Below are 13,722 nucleotides of genomic sequence, written 5' to 3'. Positions count from 1 at the left end.
CACCAGACCCGTGGCGGCATCGCGCCGAATCGGGGGATGATGTCAGATGTGGATCGACTACGCGGCTGGCCTGCGACGCTGACCGAGGGCCCGGTGTCCCTCAGGCCGCTCCGGCTGAGCGACGTACGCGTCTGGCGCGACACCCGGGTGCGCAACGCCGACTGGCTGCGCCCCTGGGAGCCGAGCAACCCCGAGACACCGCTCTTCCGCACCGGGCTCGGCCCGTACATCACCATGGTCGCCACCCTGCGCCGCGAGGCCCGGCAGGGCCTCGCCCTGCCCTGGGTGGTCACCTACCGCGGCCGCTTCGCCGGGCAGCTCACCATCGGCGCCATCGTCTGGGGCTCGGCCCGATCCGCCCAGGTCGGCTACTGGATCGACGGCGCGCTCGCCGGCCGCGGCATCACGCCGACCGCCCTCGCCATGGCCGTCGACCACTGCTTCTTCACCACCGGCCTGCACCGGATCGAGGCGAACATCCGCCCCGAGAACCAAGCCAGCCGTAGAGTGGTTGAGAAACTGGGCTTCCGGGAAGAAGGCACCCGGCGTCGCCAACTCCACATCGACGGAGCCTGGCGCGACCACATCTGCTACGCGCTGACCGCGGAGGACGTCCCCGGCGGCCTGCTCGTACAGTGGCGTCGCGCCCGGTCGTCCGTGGAAGAGGTTTGACGATCTCGCGACACACCGCATCGAATGCTCGTCAATCAGTGACACGCGGTCTTACGGTGCGTGACGTGAGCACAATGAGAACGCCCGACGCACCGAGGCGTTCTCGTGCTGCCCGGAGGTGCCTGTGAGCGGTGCTCTCCTCTACCTCGCCATCGTCATCATGTGGCTCTGCGTGCTGGTGCCCATGTGGCTGCGCCGGGACAAATCCAACCTCGCCGAACTGGCCGAGCTCGAAGAGCACTACACCGGCGAACACCAGATCCCCGACCTCACCACCGCGCCCGACGAGGAGCCGGTGGAGACCGAACGCGTCGACCCGCGCCAGTTCCGTTACCGGCGGCGGGCGATCATCGTAGCGCGCCGGCGGCGGTTGCTGTTCTTCACCGTCCTGCTGGTGGTGGCCTCGGTGGTCACGGCCTCGGTCCAGATGATCCCCTGGTGGGGCGTCGCGCCGTCCGGCGCCGTCATGTTGCTCTACCTCGTGTTCCTGCGCATCGCCGTCAAGGTCGACCGCGAACGCCGCCAGCGCGCCCTCCAGGCCCGCGAGCGCACCCGCCGCATCCGCGCCCGCCGCCGCGCCGAGGAAATCGCGGCCAGGGAGGCAGAGGTCATCGAGTTCACCGGGGCGCAGGAGGACGTTCTCTTCGACCAGTACGCCGAACCGCCTCGGCGAGCGGTGGGTGACTGAATACTGTGGCGCGAGGACCCTCGGTTGTTTGCTAACCTGGTCGAGGTCTTGGGGATGTAGCGCAGTCCGGTAGCGCACTTCGTTCGCATCGAAGGGGTCAGGGGTTCGAATCCCCTCATCTCCACCAGAGGCCGTTCTTGAAACGGCCGGACTGAAGTTGACGGGATCCCGTCTGATCATCGCGATCGGGCGGGATCTCGTCGTTTCAGGGGTTTCCGAATCGGGTTCGTCCTGGTTCGGGAGCCGCGGAGCAGGTGCCTGGGGAGGCCCGGGTGGTGTCGAGGCGCTGGTGGAGGCCGGAGTTCGCGTAGCCGGGCATGGCGAAATCGGCTCCGGGCTGGGTGCTGCGACAAGGTGATCTGACGTTCAGGTTATGGGACGGGTGGTGGCCTGCTCCGGCCGGTGAGCGGCGAGCGGTCGAGGCGCTCTGCCGGGATCTCGAAGATGTCGGTGGATGTGTCCGGCTCGTCTGGGGGCTGGTGGGTGTGGCGCCACTGGTCGAGGAAGTGGTCGTTGGCGACGGCGACGAGCAGAGCGACCAGGATGGTCTGGGCGACGCGGCCGTGGGTGAGCCGGTTCTTCGGGTCACTCAGGTCGAGGTCGTGGCCCTTGAGGCGGCCGTTCAGCCCCTCCGTCATAGCCCTGGCAGTGGAGTACGTCCCTCGCCAGGAGGGGCTGAGGTAAGGCAGGTCCTGGCGGAACTTGTCGGGGTGGCCGAGGTCGCCGGGATGCAGGGTGATGGTCTGCTGGTGGTAGATCTTCGGCAGGTCGCCGGTCTTGTGGTCAGGGGTCGAGGGCAGGACACGAGGTTTGGCCGCGGCGTGGGCGGCTCGCTGCCGGGCGTCGGTCGGATCGACCGCGGTGGACCGGCGGGGCCCGCGCTGGTAGAGGTGGTCGAAGCGGGGCAGGTGAGCGACGGGAAGGTGCCTGCTGCCCGGCACTGCAAGCGGATCGCGCCGCCTGCGTTCGCTCTCTGCTTGAGACGCAGCAAGTACGACTCTCGCGAGGCGATCAGCGCGGTGAGTTCTCCCGATGGTGTTCGGATGGCCGCGTCGTCCAGGCCGGTGGTGGCCTGCGCGAGCCTGGCGGGCATCAGCGGGCAGGCCAGCGTCTCACGCGTGATGGCCAAACGCTGCAGTCGTTCCTCGACCGCGGCCAGTTGCGCCCGCAAGTCCTCGGCCTGCCGTAGCGCAGCCGTCTCGGCAGGGCCACGCGTTCCAACAGTGACACCCGCCATCGCCTCCCACAGGAGAAGCAGCCGTACGCGCCTGCCGCATTCACGCCATGCAGCCAACAACTCCGCACTGTAAACGGCGAAACACTGGCAGTCACTATAGGGCCTAAAGATCCTTTCAGGCCATGCATCCTCAATGGCGGAACACTCGAAGGCCGGTGCGGCCAGCGCGCTCTGGTGCTCCCGGCAGGCGTCGTGCACCTCCCCGGACCGGATCGAACCACCCGGCTCGGCGATGTAGCGGACGCCGTGGCGGCAGACGTGATCGACGTTGTCGCGGAAAGCGGCAGCCCAACTCCCAGGCAAGAAGCTCAGCGCGGCGACGGCAGGACGGACAGCTCGCAGGCGTAGGAGTCAGCCGGCGCGCTCAGCGCCCAGACGATCATCGCCGCCAGCGTTTGCGGCCGGATGCACAGCTCGGGATCATATGGGCGCCCAAAGGCGCTCCTTACCTCTCCCAGCAGGTCGGTCGCCGTCGCTGCGGGATAGACCGTGGTGACACGTATCCCATGGGCTGCCTCCTCCTCGCGCAGAGAATCGGCCAACTCCCGCAGTGCCGCCTTGCTGCCGACGAACGCCGACCAGCGGGGGACACCGGTCATCCCGGGCGAGGCGTTGACGAAGATCACATGCCCCCTGGACCGCCGCAACGCGGGCAACGTCAGCCGCACCAGCTCGGCGGCGGAGGCCACGTTCACCGCCAGCGTCCGCCGCCACGTCTCGGGGACTGCCTCGGCAACGGCTTCGACGGGAGAGATTCCCGCGCAATGCACCAGCGCCTGCACGTCCTGCAGTTCTCCCGCATCCTCCAGTGCTCCCAACGCGGCAGCCAGGGTCCCGGGTTCGGCCAAATCCGCCTCGATGCCGCGCACATCCAGCCGCCCGACATCGCGCCCCACGGCGATCACCCGGTGCCCCGCCTCCACAAGCGCGCTGACCAGTGCCGTCCCAATCCCTCCGGTGGCCCCAGTCACCAGCACATTTCCCATGAGGCTCCCTTTCTCCGCGGTGCAGTAGCTGATCATCGCCTGTCAGGGAAGCGGCACACAACCTCGTTACCGTCCCGTCCATACCTGGCTTCGAACCCTGAACCCGTACTCGGACACACGCAGACCCGCGCCCCCGCTGATGTCCCGAACGGGAACGGCACCTGCCGAGAGAACCGCTCGCGTTGTACGTGCAAGTCCACCGACAGCACTGGGAAACGATCAACCTGCACGCGGGAAGCGATCTTCAAACGGCGCCTATTCCGCCAGGCCATCCGCTCTCGTGAACACCCCACCCAGGTTAAAGGCCCTTCTGGGTGATCGGGAAGGGCCTTTGTGATCTTCTGAGTGACTAGCGGTTCGGCGACGATAACCACCATGTCGAGGATCGAGTTCTCCTATGGAGCGCCGGAGCATGGGTGGGCTGTGGTCACCATCTCCCATGAAGGGCGTGAGGCCCGGATGGTCGTGTCTTATGTGACCGATGCTCTCCGGGACCTCTGTACGGCCTGGTGCGGGTCACTCAGGGCGATGACACCGCTTTTCCTGGGATGACGAGCCCACCGAGCATCGATGGATCTTCACGCATGAGGACGATGCGGTACGGCTAGGCATTCTCAAGTTCCAGGACAGGACGAGGCCGGAACGACGACGGAGGGCGAGAGGCGTTCGTCCTCCTGAGCGAGACAAGCCCTCTGGTACGAGCTGAACGTGTTGGAATCCTGGCTCAAAGATCACTGACCTGGGTCGAAGATCCGATCCATTGCCTCGGCGCCCTCCAGCCGCTTGCGGTAGACGGTCTCTGTCACGCTGGTGTTGCGATGGCCGACCGGCGTGAGATGGCCTCGATCGGCATTCCCGAGTCGGAGAGCAGTGAGATGTGCCGCATCTCCCTGGGTACCCCGTTCAAGGGGTTGAGGCCAGCCTTCTTGAGGACGAGGACGGTACGGAACGAGCGGCGGACATTGTGAGAGTCCAGCTCGGTGCCGACCTTGGACGCGAACACGAGGTCGTTGTCCTGCCAGCTCTCATCTACTGCCTTCTTGGTTACCTCCCGGCGTTCGCGGTCGACCTTGAGCGCATCCACGCAGCGTCTCGGCACGGCCAGAGTGCGACGGAGGAGGCGAGCTGGCGCGGTTCATGCCTCGCGGCGTTCAAGTGCTGTGCCTTCTCAACTGGGCGCAGATGGGTTTCTGGACGCTGTCGCTCGTCCAGCTGTTTCTGGGGGTCACCGCCCTGAGTAACCAGTTGCCGCCGCTCAGCATTGTGTCTTCAACCATGGCGGTCTCTTTCAGTTTGGCTGCCGTACTGGCCTCGTCGGGCGGGGAACGGCCGTCTCGCCCGCCGCCGACGACAGGCGAGACGAAATGTCGCTTGCGGATTGAGTTGAGCTCAACCAAAATTGTAGCCATGGAACGCGTCTCCGACCGTGCCGGCGCCAGCCGCCGGCGCCTCCTGCAAGCCGCCGCGGAAGAGTTGATCGCCAGCGGTGACGTCGAGGTGGCCGCCGTGGCAAGACGCGCCGGGATGAGCACCGGACTCCCGTACCACTACTTCGGCACCCGCAGCGGCCTCATGAGCGCCCTGCTGGAGGACTTCTACGAGCGGCTCATAGCCGACACCGTGCTCGGACACTACGAGGGGGCGACCTGGCTCGAACGGTGGCGGGCGCAGGTCGCCACCTGGGTCGAGCACATGTACGCGGACCCACTCGCGCCCGTCGTCCTCGGCCGCATGGTCGGCGACGCCCGCGTGGCCGCACTGGAAGCCCAGTGCTTCAAACGGGTCATCGACCTGGGCGCCAAGCACTTCGCGGCGAGCCAGGCCGAAGGACACGTGGCCGGCGATCGCGACCCGGAGCTCCTGGCCGCCGCGGTGGTCGGCGGCATGCGCGCCATCCTCGCCATCGTCCTGAACCAGAGCCCGCGCCCCGATCAGCAGGCCGTGATGCGCGAGGTCTGGCTGTTCACCGTCTCCGCACTGGGTGTCACCGGCGATCGTGACGGCGGTGCGCCATGAATCCGGGCGCCATGTCGCGCCTGCACCGCGACGGCTACCTCGTGCTCCCCGGCCTCCTCGCGGCCGGCCGCCGCCGGCGCATCCGAGCGGAGCTCGCCCCCCTCTTGGTGCCGGCCGGTCGCGACCCCTTCAGGTCGCGTCACACTCGGCAGATCTTCGGCGTCCTGCACAACACCCGCGCCGTCGACGCCCTCCTCGACCACCAGTACGTCGTGGCGCTGCTCGATCGGCTCCTGCTGCCGAACTTCCTGCTCTCGAAACTGGACGTGATCGAAAGGGCCCCTGGCGCCGCCGCCCGCCCGCCCCGCGCGGACGACGACCACTATCCCGTTCCCCGTCCCCGGCCCGCCCTCTCGGTCGTCGCTACGTGGACCCTCGACGAAGGGGCCACTCTCACCCTGTGGCCGGGCAGCCACCGCTGGCCCTCGGCCCGCCGTCCGGACGAGCCCGGAGTCGCCCTCACGCCCCCGCCGGGTTCTTGCGTGATCATCCTCGGCACCCTCTGGCACGGCGCCGCCGAAGTCCCCCCGGCCGGCGGCCCCAATCTGACGATCACTGCGCACTACTGTGAGCCGTGGCTGCGCACAAGGGAGGCGTTCACCCTGTCACCCGGCCGGGAGGTGGCCAGGCAACTGAGCCGGCGGGTCCGCCACATGCTCGGCTACAGCGTGCATCCGCCGGACACGGGGCTGGTTGACGGCATGCACCCGCAGCGCCTGCTCACCTGACCCGCCGCGGCCTTCCGGTGCCCGCACGGAAACCCGATCCGTGGGGAGAGCGGCGCGTCGCTGCGCACAGCAGGATGACCCTGCTCTATGCGGGGCGAACGCGAGATTGTGGTCCCGTCGAAGTCGATCCAGTGCCGGATCATGCTCCTGCACCAGAGTCCGGGGGCAGAAGACAGCGCGCCCCGGTACATGTCAAGGTCCTGACGCCAGCGCTCGCATGCTTCAGGGGTCTGCGAAAGGTCGTACGGCTCGTTGTTGTCCGCTCGGCGCGATCAGGGCTTCCGCTTCGGTGAGGTGTTGTTCCAGGTGAGCCTCGGTCAGGTGGGTGATGGGGATGCCGTCGTAGCTGAAGCTGACGACCATGGCCATCGCGTCAGCCGGCGCGGTCGAGACGAGAGCTGTTGTCGTACGACTCGCGGGCGTCGAGCAGTTCGTCCCAGTGTTCCTGCGTCCAGGCGCAGGCGATCGCCATCGGCCCGAGCATGCTACGGCCGAGCGGGGTCAGCCCGTACTCGACATGCGGGGCGGCGCCGGTGTAGACGGTGCGTTCGACCAGACCGTCCCGTTCGAGGGAGCGCAGCGACTGGGTGAGGACCTTGGGGGTGACGCGGCTCAGCGGCACACGCAGCTCGGAGAACCGGCGCGGCCCGTGCTCGAGGCAACGGATGACGAGCGCCGCCCACTTGTCGCCGAACCGGATCGGATTGAGCGAGGACGGGCACAGCTCGTCGAACATGTCGGCGGGCAGGGGTTCCCTCATGGCCTCACGATAACCGGTATCCCCGTGGTAACCGCAGCCCTCGGTAGCGTCCGGGAAGCGGCCGGGCGAACGGGACCCGGCCCCGGTGAAAGGCGGTTCACGATGAACATTGTGGTCTTCGGCGCGGGCGGCAGAGCCGGTAGGCAGGCCGTCGCCGAGGCGCGCCGGCGGGGGCACCGGGTCACCGCCGTGGTGCGTGACCCCGCGAGCCACAGCGATCTGACCGACGTACGCGTGGTGGCGGGTGACGTCACGGACGGGACGGGCGTCGCACATGCGGCCGCGGGCCATGACGCGGCCATCAGCGCCGCCGCTGACCTGTCCGCGCCGCCTCACGAGTTCTTCACCGCGTCGGCCCGCGCCCTGACCACCGGTCTGGCGGAGGCGAACGTGCGCCGGCTGGCGGTGGTCGGCCTGGCATCGATCATGCCCGGGGCTTCGGGTGCTCCGCTGATGGACGAGCCCGGTTATCCCAACGAATACCGCGCCTTCTACCTCGGCCACGCGGCGGGTCTCGCCGTGCTTCAGGAGTGCGACCTCGACTGGGCGTACGTCGCTCCGGCAGGCGACTTCGACCATGCCGGAACGCGCACCGGCCGGTACCGGATCGCCGACCATGCGGACCCGGCCAGCAGGATCACGTACGCGGACTTCGCGGTGGCGCTGCTCGACGAGATCGAGGCCCCGCATCCCCGCCGTGCCGCCGTCAGCATCGAGGCGTGATGCCCTAGGTACATCCAGGTGGCTTCCGACCGCGGCGCGGACCGCCATCCGGCGCGAACGGGTCAAGACGGGGACCCAGGGTTTCCTGGCAGGAAACCCAGCAGATCGCTCAGGCGGGTACGGGCTCCTGGTCGGCATCGTGAAAGGGCGGATAGCTCTCGCCGGCCATGCGCTCGGCCGCATCGATGTAGTCGGCAAGAGCGTCGCGGGATTGAGCGAGCCGGTCCATCTGATCGTCAAGTCGCCGCAGCCGTGACCTCATCGCGGCCAGCAGCTCGGGACATCCGAGCAGTTCGGGGGCCTCTCCGACCGCACAGGGCAGCAGGTACGCGATGTCCTCAGAGGACAATCCGGCACCGAGCAGGTGCCGGATCTGCTTCACCCGCAGCACGGCGTCCTCGTCGTACTCGCGGTAACCGTTCGCGCCCCGGTCTGCCGCCAGCAGCCCCTGGGCTTCGTAGTAGCGCAGCTGATGGGCGTTCACACCCGTCCGGCGACTCAATTCCCCGATCAGCACCGAAACCTCACTTGACCTTCATACCGGTATCAACGTTGACGATGCTGCCATGGACAGCACAACCAATGCACCCGTGACAGTCGTCGGACTCGGGCTGATGGGCCGGGCGCTCGCCGGCGCCTTCCTGAAAGCTGGGCATCCCACAACCGTGTGGAACCGTACAACCTCCAAGTCCGACCAGTTGGTAGCCGAGGGTGCGCGGCGGGCGCCGACGGTCGGTGACGCGCTCAGGGCAAGCTCCCTGACGATCATCTGCGTCACCGATTACCAGGCCATGCACGAGCTGCTCGGCGCGAGCGACGTCGAGCTGGACGGCACGATGGTGATCAACCTGACCTCGGGTGACTCGGCCCAGGCCCGGGCGGCCGCTCGATGGGCCGAGCAGCGCGGCGCCCGTTACCTGGACGGCGCCATCATGGCCATCCCGTCGGCGATCGGGACCGCCGAAGCGGTGATTCTGCACAGCGGGCCGCAGCCGGACTTCGATGCGTACAAGTCGACGCTCGACGCTCTCGGCACCGTCACCTACCTTGGTGCGGACCATGGGCTGGCGTCCCTGTACGACGTGGCCGGCCTCGCCATGATGTGGAGCGTCCTGAACGCCTGGCTCCAGGGCACGGCCATGCTCAGAACGGCCGGTGTCGACGCCGCGACGTACGCGCCGTTCGCGCGGCAGATCGCTGCCGGTGTGGCCGAATGGCTGCCCGGGTATGCCGAGCAGATCGACAGCGGCTCCTTCCCGGCCGAGGTGTCGGCCCTGGAGACCGACGTGCGGGCGATGGCACACCTGATCGAGGAGAGCGAGGCGGTGGGTGTCAACGCCGAGCTGCCGAAGTTGATCAAGGCTATGGCCGACCGCTCGATCGCCGCAGGACACGGCGGCGAACAGTATCCCGTGCTGATCGAAGAATTCAGCAAGCCCCGCGACTCGTGAACACCCCATCAGGTCGGAAGGTCCGGTTCCGGAATCTTTTCAGCGGTGGGCGAAGCCTGTGCGGTAGGCGAAGACCACGGCTTGGACGCGGTCGCGTAGGTCCAGTTTGGACAGGATTCGGGAAACGTAGGTTCGGACGGTCTCGACGCTGATCACCAGTTCCGCGGCTATCTCGGCGTTGGACAGGCCGCGCGCGATCAGGCGTAGTACCTCGCGTTCGCGGGGGGCCAGCGCGGCCAGCGGATCCTCGGCCGGGGTCGGGTTCGCCGGGTGGACGCGCTCGGCGAAGCGGCCTATGAGGGTGCGGGTCACGGCGGGGGACAGCAAGGACTCGCCGCGGGCGACGGTGCGGACGCCGTTCACCAGCTCCAGCAGGGGGGCGTCCTTGAGGAGGAAGCCGCTGGCTCCGGCGCGCAGGGCTTCGTAGACGTACTCGTCCACGTTGAACGTGGTCACCACCAGCACCTTCGGCGGCGCGACGACACCGGGGCCGGCGATGCGCCTCGTCACCTCGATGCCGTCCATCAGCGGCATGTGGATGTCCATGACCACCACGTCCGGTTTCAGGCTCGTGACCACCTCGAGCGCGGCTGGGCCGTCGGCGGCCACGCCGACCACTTCCATGTCCGGCTGTGCGTCGAACGCCGTCATGTAGCCGGTGCGGACGATCTCCTGGTCCTCGCAGATCGCGACGCGAATGGTCATTCGGCACCGCCTACGGGGATCGACGCGTGCAGCCGGAAGCCGCCGTCCGGTTGCTCGCCCGCGGTCAGCTCGCCGCCCAGCGCGCCCACCCGGTCGCGCAGTCCGGCCAGGCCGCGGCCGCCGGAGAGGTCGCTTCCGGCGCCTACGGAAACCGCGGCGGCGGCGTTCGTCACTTCGACCTCCACCCGGTCGTCCCGGTAGTCGACGCGCACCGTGGTCGGGCGGCCTTCGGCGTACTTGACGGCGTTCGTCAGGCCCTCCTGCACCACCCGGTACATGGCCAGCCCCACGCCGGCCGGGAGTGCGAGCCGGTCGCCGTCCCCCACCAGGTCGACCGGTTGGCCGCCGTTTCGGGTCTGTGCCACCAGATTTCGTACGGTTCCCGCGACGGGCACGGCCGACTCTCCGGTGGCCTCCAGCACCTCCAGCAGGTACCGCAGTTCGGCCAGGGCTCGGCGGCCGGCGTGGCCGATCGTGGACAGTGCGGTGACCACGCGGTCCGGCGACGTGGCCAGGAACTGCGTGGCGTCGGCCTGCACGACGATGCCGGTGACGTGGTGGGTCACCACGTCGTGCAGTTCCCGGGCGATGCGGGCCCGCTCGGCGGCGGCCGCGGCCAGGGCGGCGCGCCTCCGTTGTTCGGCCTCGTCGAGCCGTCGCCCGCGTACGAAGACGCCGAGCACCCAGCAGGCGACGAGAACCAGGTAGAACACCAGGAACTCGCTCAGCGCGTTCGGTGAGCCGAGCAGGTGTACGGCCACGCACAGCACGACGTACGCGGCGGACGCCACGACGGCGATGAGGCGCCGGAACCGCTCCTGGTGCGCGCCCACCGAGTACAGCGCGAGGTAGATGGTCACGGTGCCGAACTCGTGCGGGTAGCCGGCCGCCTCATGGACCGCGAACGACGCACCGATGATCGCCAGGCACGCGGCGGGCCACCGGGTACGCACCGCGAGGGGCAATGTCTGTGCCAGGACGAGGACGATCGCGAGCGCGTCAGCCGGGCGTCTTGGCAGGTCACCAAGCTGGGCGCTCATGACCGACAGCGCCGGGACGAACGCCAGCCCGGTGAACGCGACGGCCGGCCACAGGTCCCTCACCGCGGCGTCGTGGACGCGCCACCGGTCCCGCGACCTCCGCGACAGGTCGCCGACCCTGGTCCCCCCCATGGTGCTGAGCCTAGCGATCTCTGGCCTCCGGTTTTACCGCGTTTGTCCCTCATATGAGCTACACGGAATGTCCGCAGCGCGGTGATTCGGGACAGGGCACTCAACTCCTACCTTTCTTGTCGGCGGCCGGAACCACGGTCAACCGCGGACCAGTTCGCGGCACAACGGCACTTCGGAGGACATCACCATGGGAAGCACCAACCGCGGACGAATCGTCGTCGCCGGCATCCTGGCCGCGCTCGCGGCGACGGGGGCGACGGTCGGCGGACAGCCAAAGAGCGCCGCGGCCGAGGTGGGCGCCGGCCACGTCCAGACCTCGATCAAATGGGGCGGCTGTCCGGAACTCGCGCCGGGCGTCAAACGGGACCCCAGGCAGACCTGCGGCACGGTCAAGGTGCCCCTGGACTACCGCCATCCCCAGGGAGAGACCATCACCGTCGCGGTCTCCAGGGTCGCCACCGCCAAGCCCGGCAAGAAGCGCGGCGCCTTGCTGTTCAACCCGGGCGGCCCGGGACTCGGGGGCCTGGACATGCCCGGCAAGATGGCACCCACGCTGCCGAAGTCGGTGCTGAACTCCTACGACCTGATCGGGTTCGACCCACGCGGCGTCGGCCACAGCACCCCGATGAGTTGCGGCCTGACCGACTCCGGCTTCCTCAACGTGTTCGCCTACCCCGGCGCCGGCGGCTCGATCGAGGGCAACGTCACCAGCGCGCGCGCCGCCGCCGAGCAGTGCGCCGCGGTCGGTGACAAGCTCCGGTTCTTCACCACCGCGAACACCGCCCGCGACATGGACCGGATCCGCCAGGCACTCGGCGCGCGGAAGATCTCCTATTGGGGCCAGTCCTTCGGCACCTACCTCGGCGCGGTCTATACCTCGCTGTTCCCCCACAACACCGACCGGATGGTGCTGGAGAGCAACGTCGACCCGAGCAAGGCGTGGGCGAAGATGCTGGACACGTGGAACCAGGGCATGAACGACCGGTTCCCGGACGCCGCCCGCGTCGCCGCCGCGAACGACACCGAGCTCGGGCTGGGCGGGACCGTCGACGAGGTCACCCATACCTTCCTCACACTGGCCGACCACCTCGACCGGAAACCGGCCGCGGTGCCGGGCACGCCGGCGGCCGTCAACGGCGCGCTGCTGCGCGCCATCACCTACCAGATGTTGCTGCACAACGAAACGCTCGCCCCGCTCACCCAGTTCTGGAAGGCGGCGGCCGACCTGTCGGCCGGCAAGGCCCCGACAGACGCGGGCGTCGCCGTGCTCAAGCAGGTCTTCGCCGACGCCGCGGCCGAGCCGGGCGTGCCTGCGGACAACCAGGTCACCATGGCTCTGGCCCTGATGTGCGGGGACACCACCTGGTCGCGCGACGTGGACTCCTACGCCGGCGCCACCTCGGCCGCCCGCGCGAAGTACCCGCTGAGCGCCGGCATGCCCAACAACATCCGGTCGTGCGCGTTCTGGTCCACCAAGCCGGTCGAGCCGCTGGTCAAGGTCACCTCGCACGGTCCGCGTAACGTCCTGATCCTGCAGAACCGCCGCGACAACGCCACGCCGTGGGCCGCGGGGCGGGGAATGCGCGAGGTGCTGGGGGATCGCGCCGGCTTCGTCGGTGTCGACAACGGCGGTCACTACGTCTACGGCACCGGCTCGACCTGCGCCGACAAGGCCACCGTCGCGTTCCTGACGAAGGGAACCCTGCCGGGCAAGGACCTCGCCTGCGACGGTCCTCGGTCCTGACCGTCAAACCGCAGCCCCGCCCTTCAGCCTCCGGTCACGACCCGGGGGCTGAGCCGTGCCTCAATCTGCGTCCGAGCCGGCCCGCTCAGTAGCCGCTGCGGCGGGGGGCGGCCGTCGGGCGGCGGGAGAGGTTGGTCCGGCCCGTGGGCTTGACATCGCGCGTCGGCTGGTCGTGCCGGTGTGGCGATCGGGTCTGGTGCTCGGTCTTGACCTGGGTGATCGTGGCGGGGAGTCTGATATGCATGCTTCCTCCTTGAGGTGCTATGCCCTGGTGAGCCAGGTGACTTGGGCGCCGTTGTCGAAGGACTCGCGCCGGGTGGGGGTGAACAGGGTGGGGCTGAACTGTCCGGAGAACATGGGGATGCCCGCGCCGGCCACCACGGGGTAGCTCTTGAGGATGATCTCGTCGATCTCCGGGAGCAGGGAGGCGGCGAGTTTGCCGCCGCCGCAGAGGTAGATGTCCATGCCGGTGTCCTCGGCCTTCAACCGCCGGACCAGCTCGACCGGGTCGCCGGTCTCCACCCGCACCGTGGGGTCGTCGATCGTCAGCGTGCTGGAGACGACGTACTGGCGCAGGTGGGCGTACGGGCTGGTGGTGGGGACTTCCAGGGCCGGCTCGTAGGTGCCGCGGCCCATCACCAGGGTGTCGAAGACCTTGTTGGGCGTGCCTTCCAGGCCGACGAGCTTGCGGACATGGGTCGGGAGCGTCTCGGGGTAACGGTCGTTGATCCAGGCGGCCATCTGGTCCGACACGGGGTAGAAGTCGAACTCGGCGTTGGGGCCGGCGATGTAGCCGTCGAGCGAGACGGCGATGTAGTAGACAAGTTTTCGCATATTGAA

At 68.6% G+C, this 13,722-nt stretch carries 17 protein-coding genes and 1 tRNA gene; 8 read left to right on the top strand and 10 right to left on the bottom strand.

The features are described 5' to 3' along the window. The first annotated feature begins 39 nt into the window (after positions 1-39). The 3 genes from ABD999_RS40895 to ABD999_RS40885 all read left to right on the top strand — a co-directional run bounded on the left by ABD999_RS40895 (position 40) and on the right by ABD999_RS40885 (position 1,487). Positions 40-672, top strand: coding sequence for a GNAT family N-acetyltransferase (locus tag ABD999_RS40895; protein WP_271275793.1), 633 nt, complete (start codon positions 40-42; stop codon positions 670-672). Between the two features lie 124 nt (positions 673-796). Beyond that, positions 797-1,360: a divisome protein SepX/GlpR gene (sepX, locus tag ABD999_RS40890; RefSeq protein ID WP_271275764.1), complete on the top strand. Its 564-nt coding sequence runs from the start codon at positions 797-799 to the stop codon at positions 1,358-1,360. Positions 1,361-1,410: 50 nt separating this feature from the next. Beyond that, positions 1,411-1,487: transfer RNA gene (locus ABD999_RS40885), tRNA-Ala, on the top strand. A gap of 244 nt (positions 1,488-1,731) precedes the next feature. Here ABD999_RS40885 and ABD999_RS40880 read toward each other — a convergent pair. The 3 genes from ABD999_RS40880 to ABD999_RS40870 form a co-directional block, all read right to left on the bottom strand. Then, the gene (locus tag ABD999_RS40880; protein ID WP_271275763.1) at positions 1,732-2,301 is read right to left on the bottom strand and encodes a hypothetical protein; all 570 of its coding nucleotides are present in this window, start codon (positions 2,299-2,301) and stop codon (positions 1,732-1,734) included. Between the two features lie 604 nt (positions 2,302-2,905). Then, a complete protein-coding gene (locus ABD999_RS40875; protein WP_271275762.1) occupies positions 2,906-3,619 on the bottom strand; it encodes an SDR family NAD(P)-dependent oxidoreductase in 714 nt (237 codons plus the stop codon). A gap of 766 nt (positions 3,620-4,385) precedes the next feature. Then, complete coding sequence (locus tag ABD999_RS40870; RefSeq protein WP_271275761.1) at positions 4,386-4,667, bottom strand: hypothetical protein; 282 nt, start codon at positions 4,665-4,667, stop codon at positions 4,386-4,388. 323 nt (positions 4,668-4,990) lie between these two features. Between ABD999_RS40870 and ABD999_RS40865 the strand changes: the two genes are divergently transcribed. Continuing rightward, positions 4,991-5,599: a TetR/AcrR family transcriptional regulator gene (locus tag ABD999_RS40865; protein ID WP_271275760.1), complete on the top strand. Its 609-nt coding sequence runs from the start codon at positions 4,991-4,993 to the stop codon at positions 5,597-5,599. A gap of 11 nt (positions 5,600-5,610) precedes the next feature. Then, positions 5,611-6,327 (top strand): phytanoyl-CoA dioxygenase family protein, encoded by a 717-nt coding sequence (locus ABD999_RS40860; RefSeq protein WP_271275759.1) that lies wholly within the window; start codon positions 5,611-5,613, stop codon positions 6,325-6,327. Positions 6,328-6,549: 222 nt separating this feature from the next. Here the strand turns inward: ABD999_RS40860 and ABD999_RS40855 are convergent, their stop codons facing one another. Beyond that, positions 6,550-6,696, bottom strand: coding sequence for a hypothetical protein (locus tag ABD999_RS40855; RefSeq protein WP_271275758.1), 147 nt, complete (start codon positions 6,694-6,696; stop codon positions 6,550-6,552). Positions 6,697-6,700: 4 nt separating this feature from the next. Continuing rightward, on the bottom strand, positions 6,701-7,087 hold the full coding sequence (locus ABD999_RS40850; protein WP_148029042.1) for a winged helix-turn-helix transcriptional regulator: 387 nt from the start codon (positions 7,085-7,087) through the stop codon (positions 6,701-6,703). 102 nt (positions 7,088-7,189) lie between these two features. Between ABD999_RS40850 and ABD999_RS40845 the strand changes: the two genes are divergently transcribed. Continuing rightward, complete coding sequence (locus ABD999_RS40845; protein ID WP_271275757.1) at positions 7,190-7,810, top strand: NAD(P)-dependent oxidoreductase; 621 nt, start codon at positions 7,190-7,192, stop codon at positions 7,808-7,810. A 109-nt stretch (positions 7,811-7,919) separates the two neighbouring features. Here ABD999_RS40845 and ABD999_RS40840 read toward each other — a convergent pair whose 3' ends face one another. After that, complete coding sequence (locus ABD999_RS40840) at positions 7,920-8,327, bottom strand: MerR family transcriptional regulator (RefSeq protein WP_219552471.1); 408 nt, start codon at positions 8,325-8,327, stop codon at positions 7,920-7,922. Between the two features lie 49 nt (positions 8,328-8,376). Here ABD999_RS40840 and ABD999_RS40835 point away from each other — a divergent pair, with 49 nt between their 5' ends. Next, positions 8,377-9,261 carry an NAD(P)-dependent oxidoreductase gene (locus ABD999_RS40835; protein ID WP_271275756.1) on the top strand — a complete coding sequence of 295 codons (885 nt, stop codon included), beginning with the start codon at positions 8,377-8,379 and terminating at the stop codon, positions 9,259-9,261. A gap of 39 nt (positions 9,262-9,300) precedes the next feature. Here the strand turns inward: ABD999_RS40835 and ABD999_RS40830 are convergent, their stop codons facing one another. Beyond that, positions 9,301-9,966 (bottom strand): response regulator, encoded by a 666-nt coding sequence (locus tag ABD999_RS40830; RefSeq protein ID WP_271275755.1) that lies wholly within the window; start codon positions 9,964-9,966, stop codon positions 9,301-9,303. Beyond that, on the bottom strand, positions 9,963-11,138 hold the full coding sequence (locus ABD999_RS40825) for a sensor histidine kinase (protein ID WP_271275754.1): 1,176 nt from the start codon (positions 11,136-11,138) through the stop codon (positions 9,963-9,965). The genes ABD999_RS40830 and ABD999_RS40825 overlap by 4 nt, the downstream gene beginning before the upstream one ends. Positions 11,139-11,325: 187 nt before the next feature. Between ABD999_RS40825 and ABD999_RS40820 the strand changes: the two genes are divergently transcribed. Beyond that, positions 11,326-12,882 carry an alpha/beta hydrolase gene (locus ABD999_RS40820; RefSeq protein ID WP_271275753.1) on the top strand — a complete coding sequence of 519 codons (1,557 nt, stop codon included), beginning with the start codon at positions 11,326-11,328 and terminating at the stop codon, positions 12,880-12,882. An 85-nt stretch (positions 12,883-12,967) separates the two neighbouring features. Here ABD999_RS40820 and ABD999_RS40815 read toward each other — a convergent pair whose 3' ends face one another. Further along, positions 12,968-13,126 (bottom strand): hypothetical protein, encoded by a 159-nt coding sequence (locus tag ABD999_RS40815; RefSeq protein WP_271275752.1) that lies wholly within the window; start codon positions 13,124-13,126, stop codon positions 12,968-12,970. 17 nt (positions 13,127-13,143) lie between these two features. After that, on the bottom strand, positions 13,144-13,716 hold the full coding sequence (locus ABD999_RS40810; RefSeq protein ID WP_219552463.1) for a dihydrofolate reductase family protein: 573 nt from the start codon (positions 13,714-13,716) through the stop codon (positions 13,144-13,146). Positions 13,717-13,722: the final 6 nt, after the last annotated feature.

Source organism: Nonomuraea ferruginea (genome assembly GCF_039540635.1).
GTDB classification, from domain to species: Bacteria; Actinomycetota; Actinomycetes; order Streptosporangiales; family Streptosporangiaceae; genus Nonomuraea; species Nonomuraea ferruginea.
The sequence above is the reverse complement of the archived record's forward strand: the minus strand, read 5'-3'. Positions and strand labels throughout refer to the sequence as shown.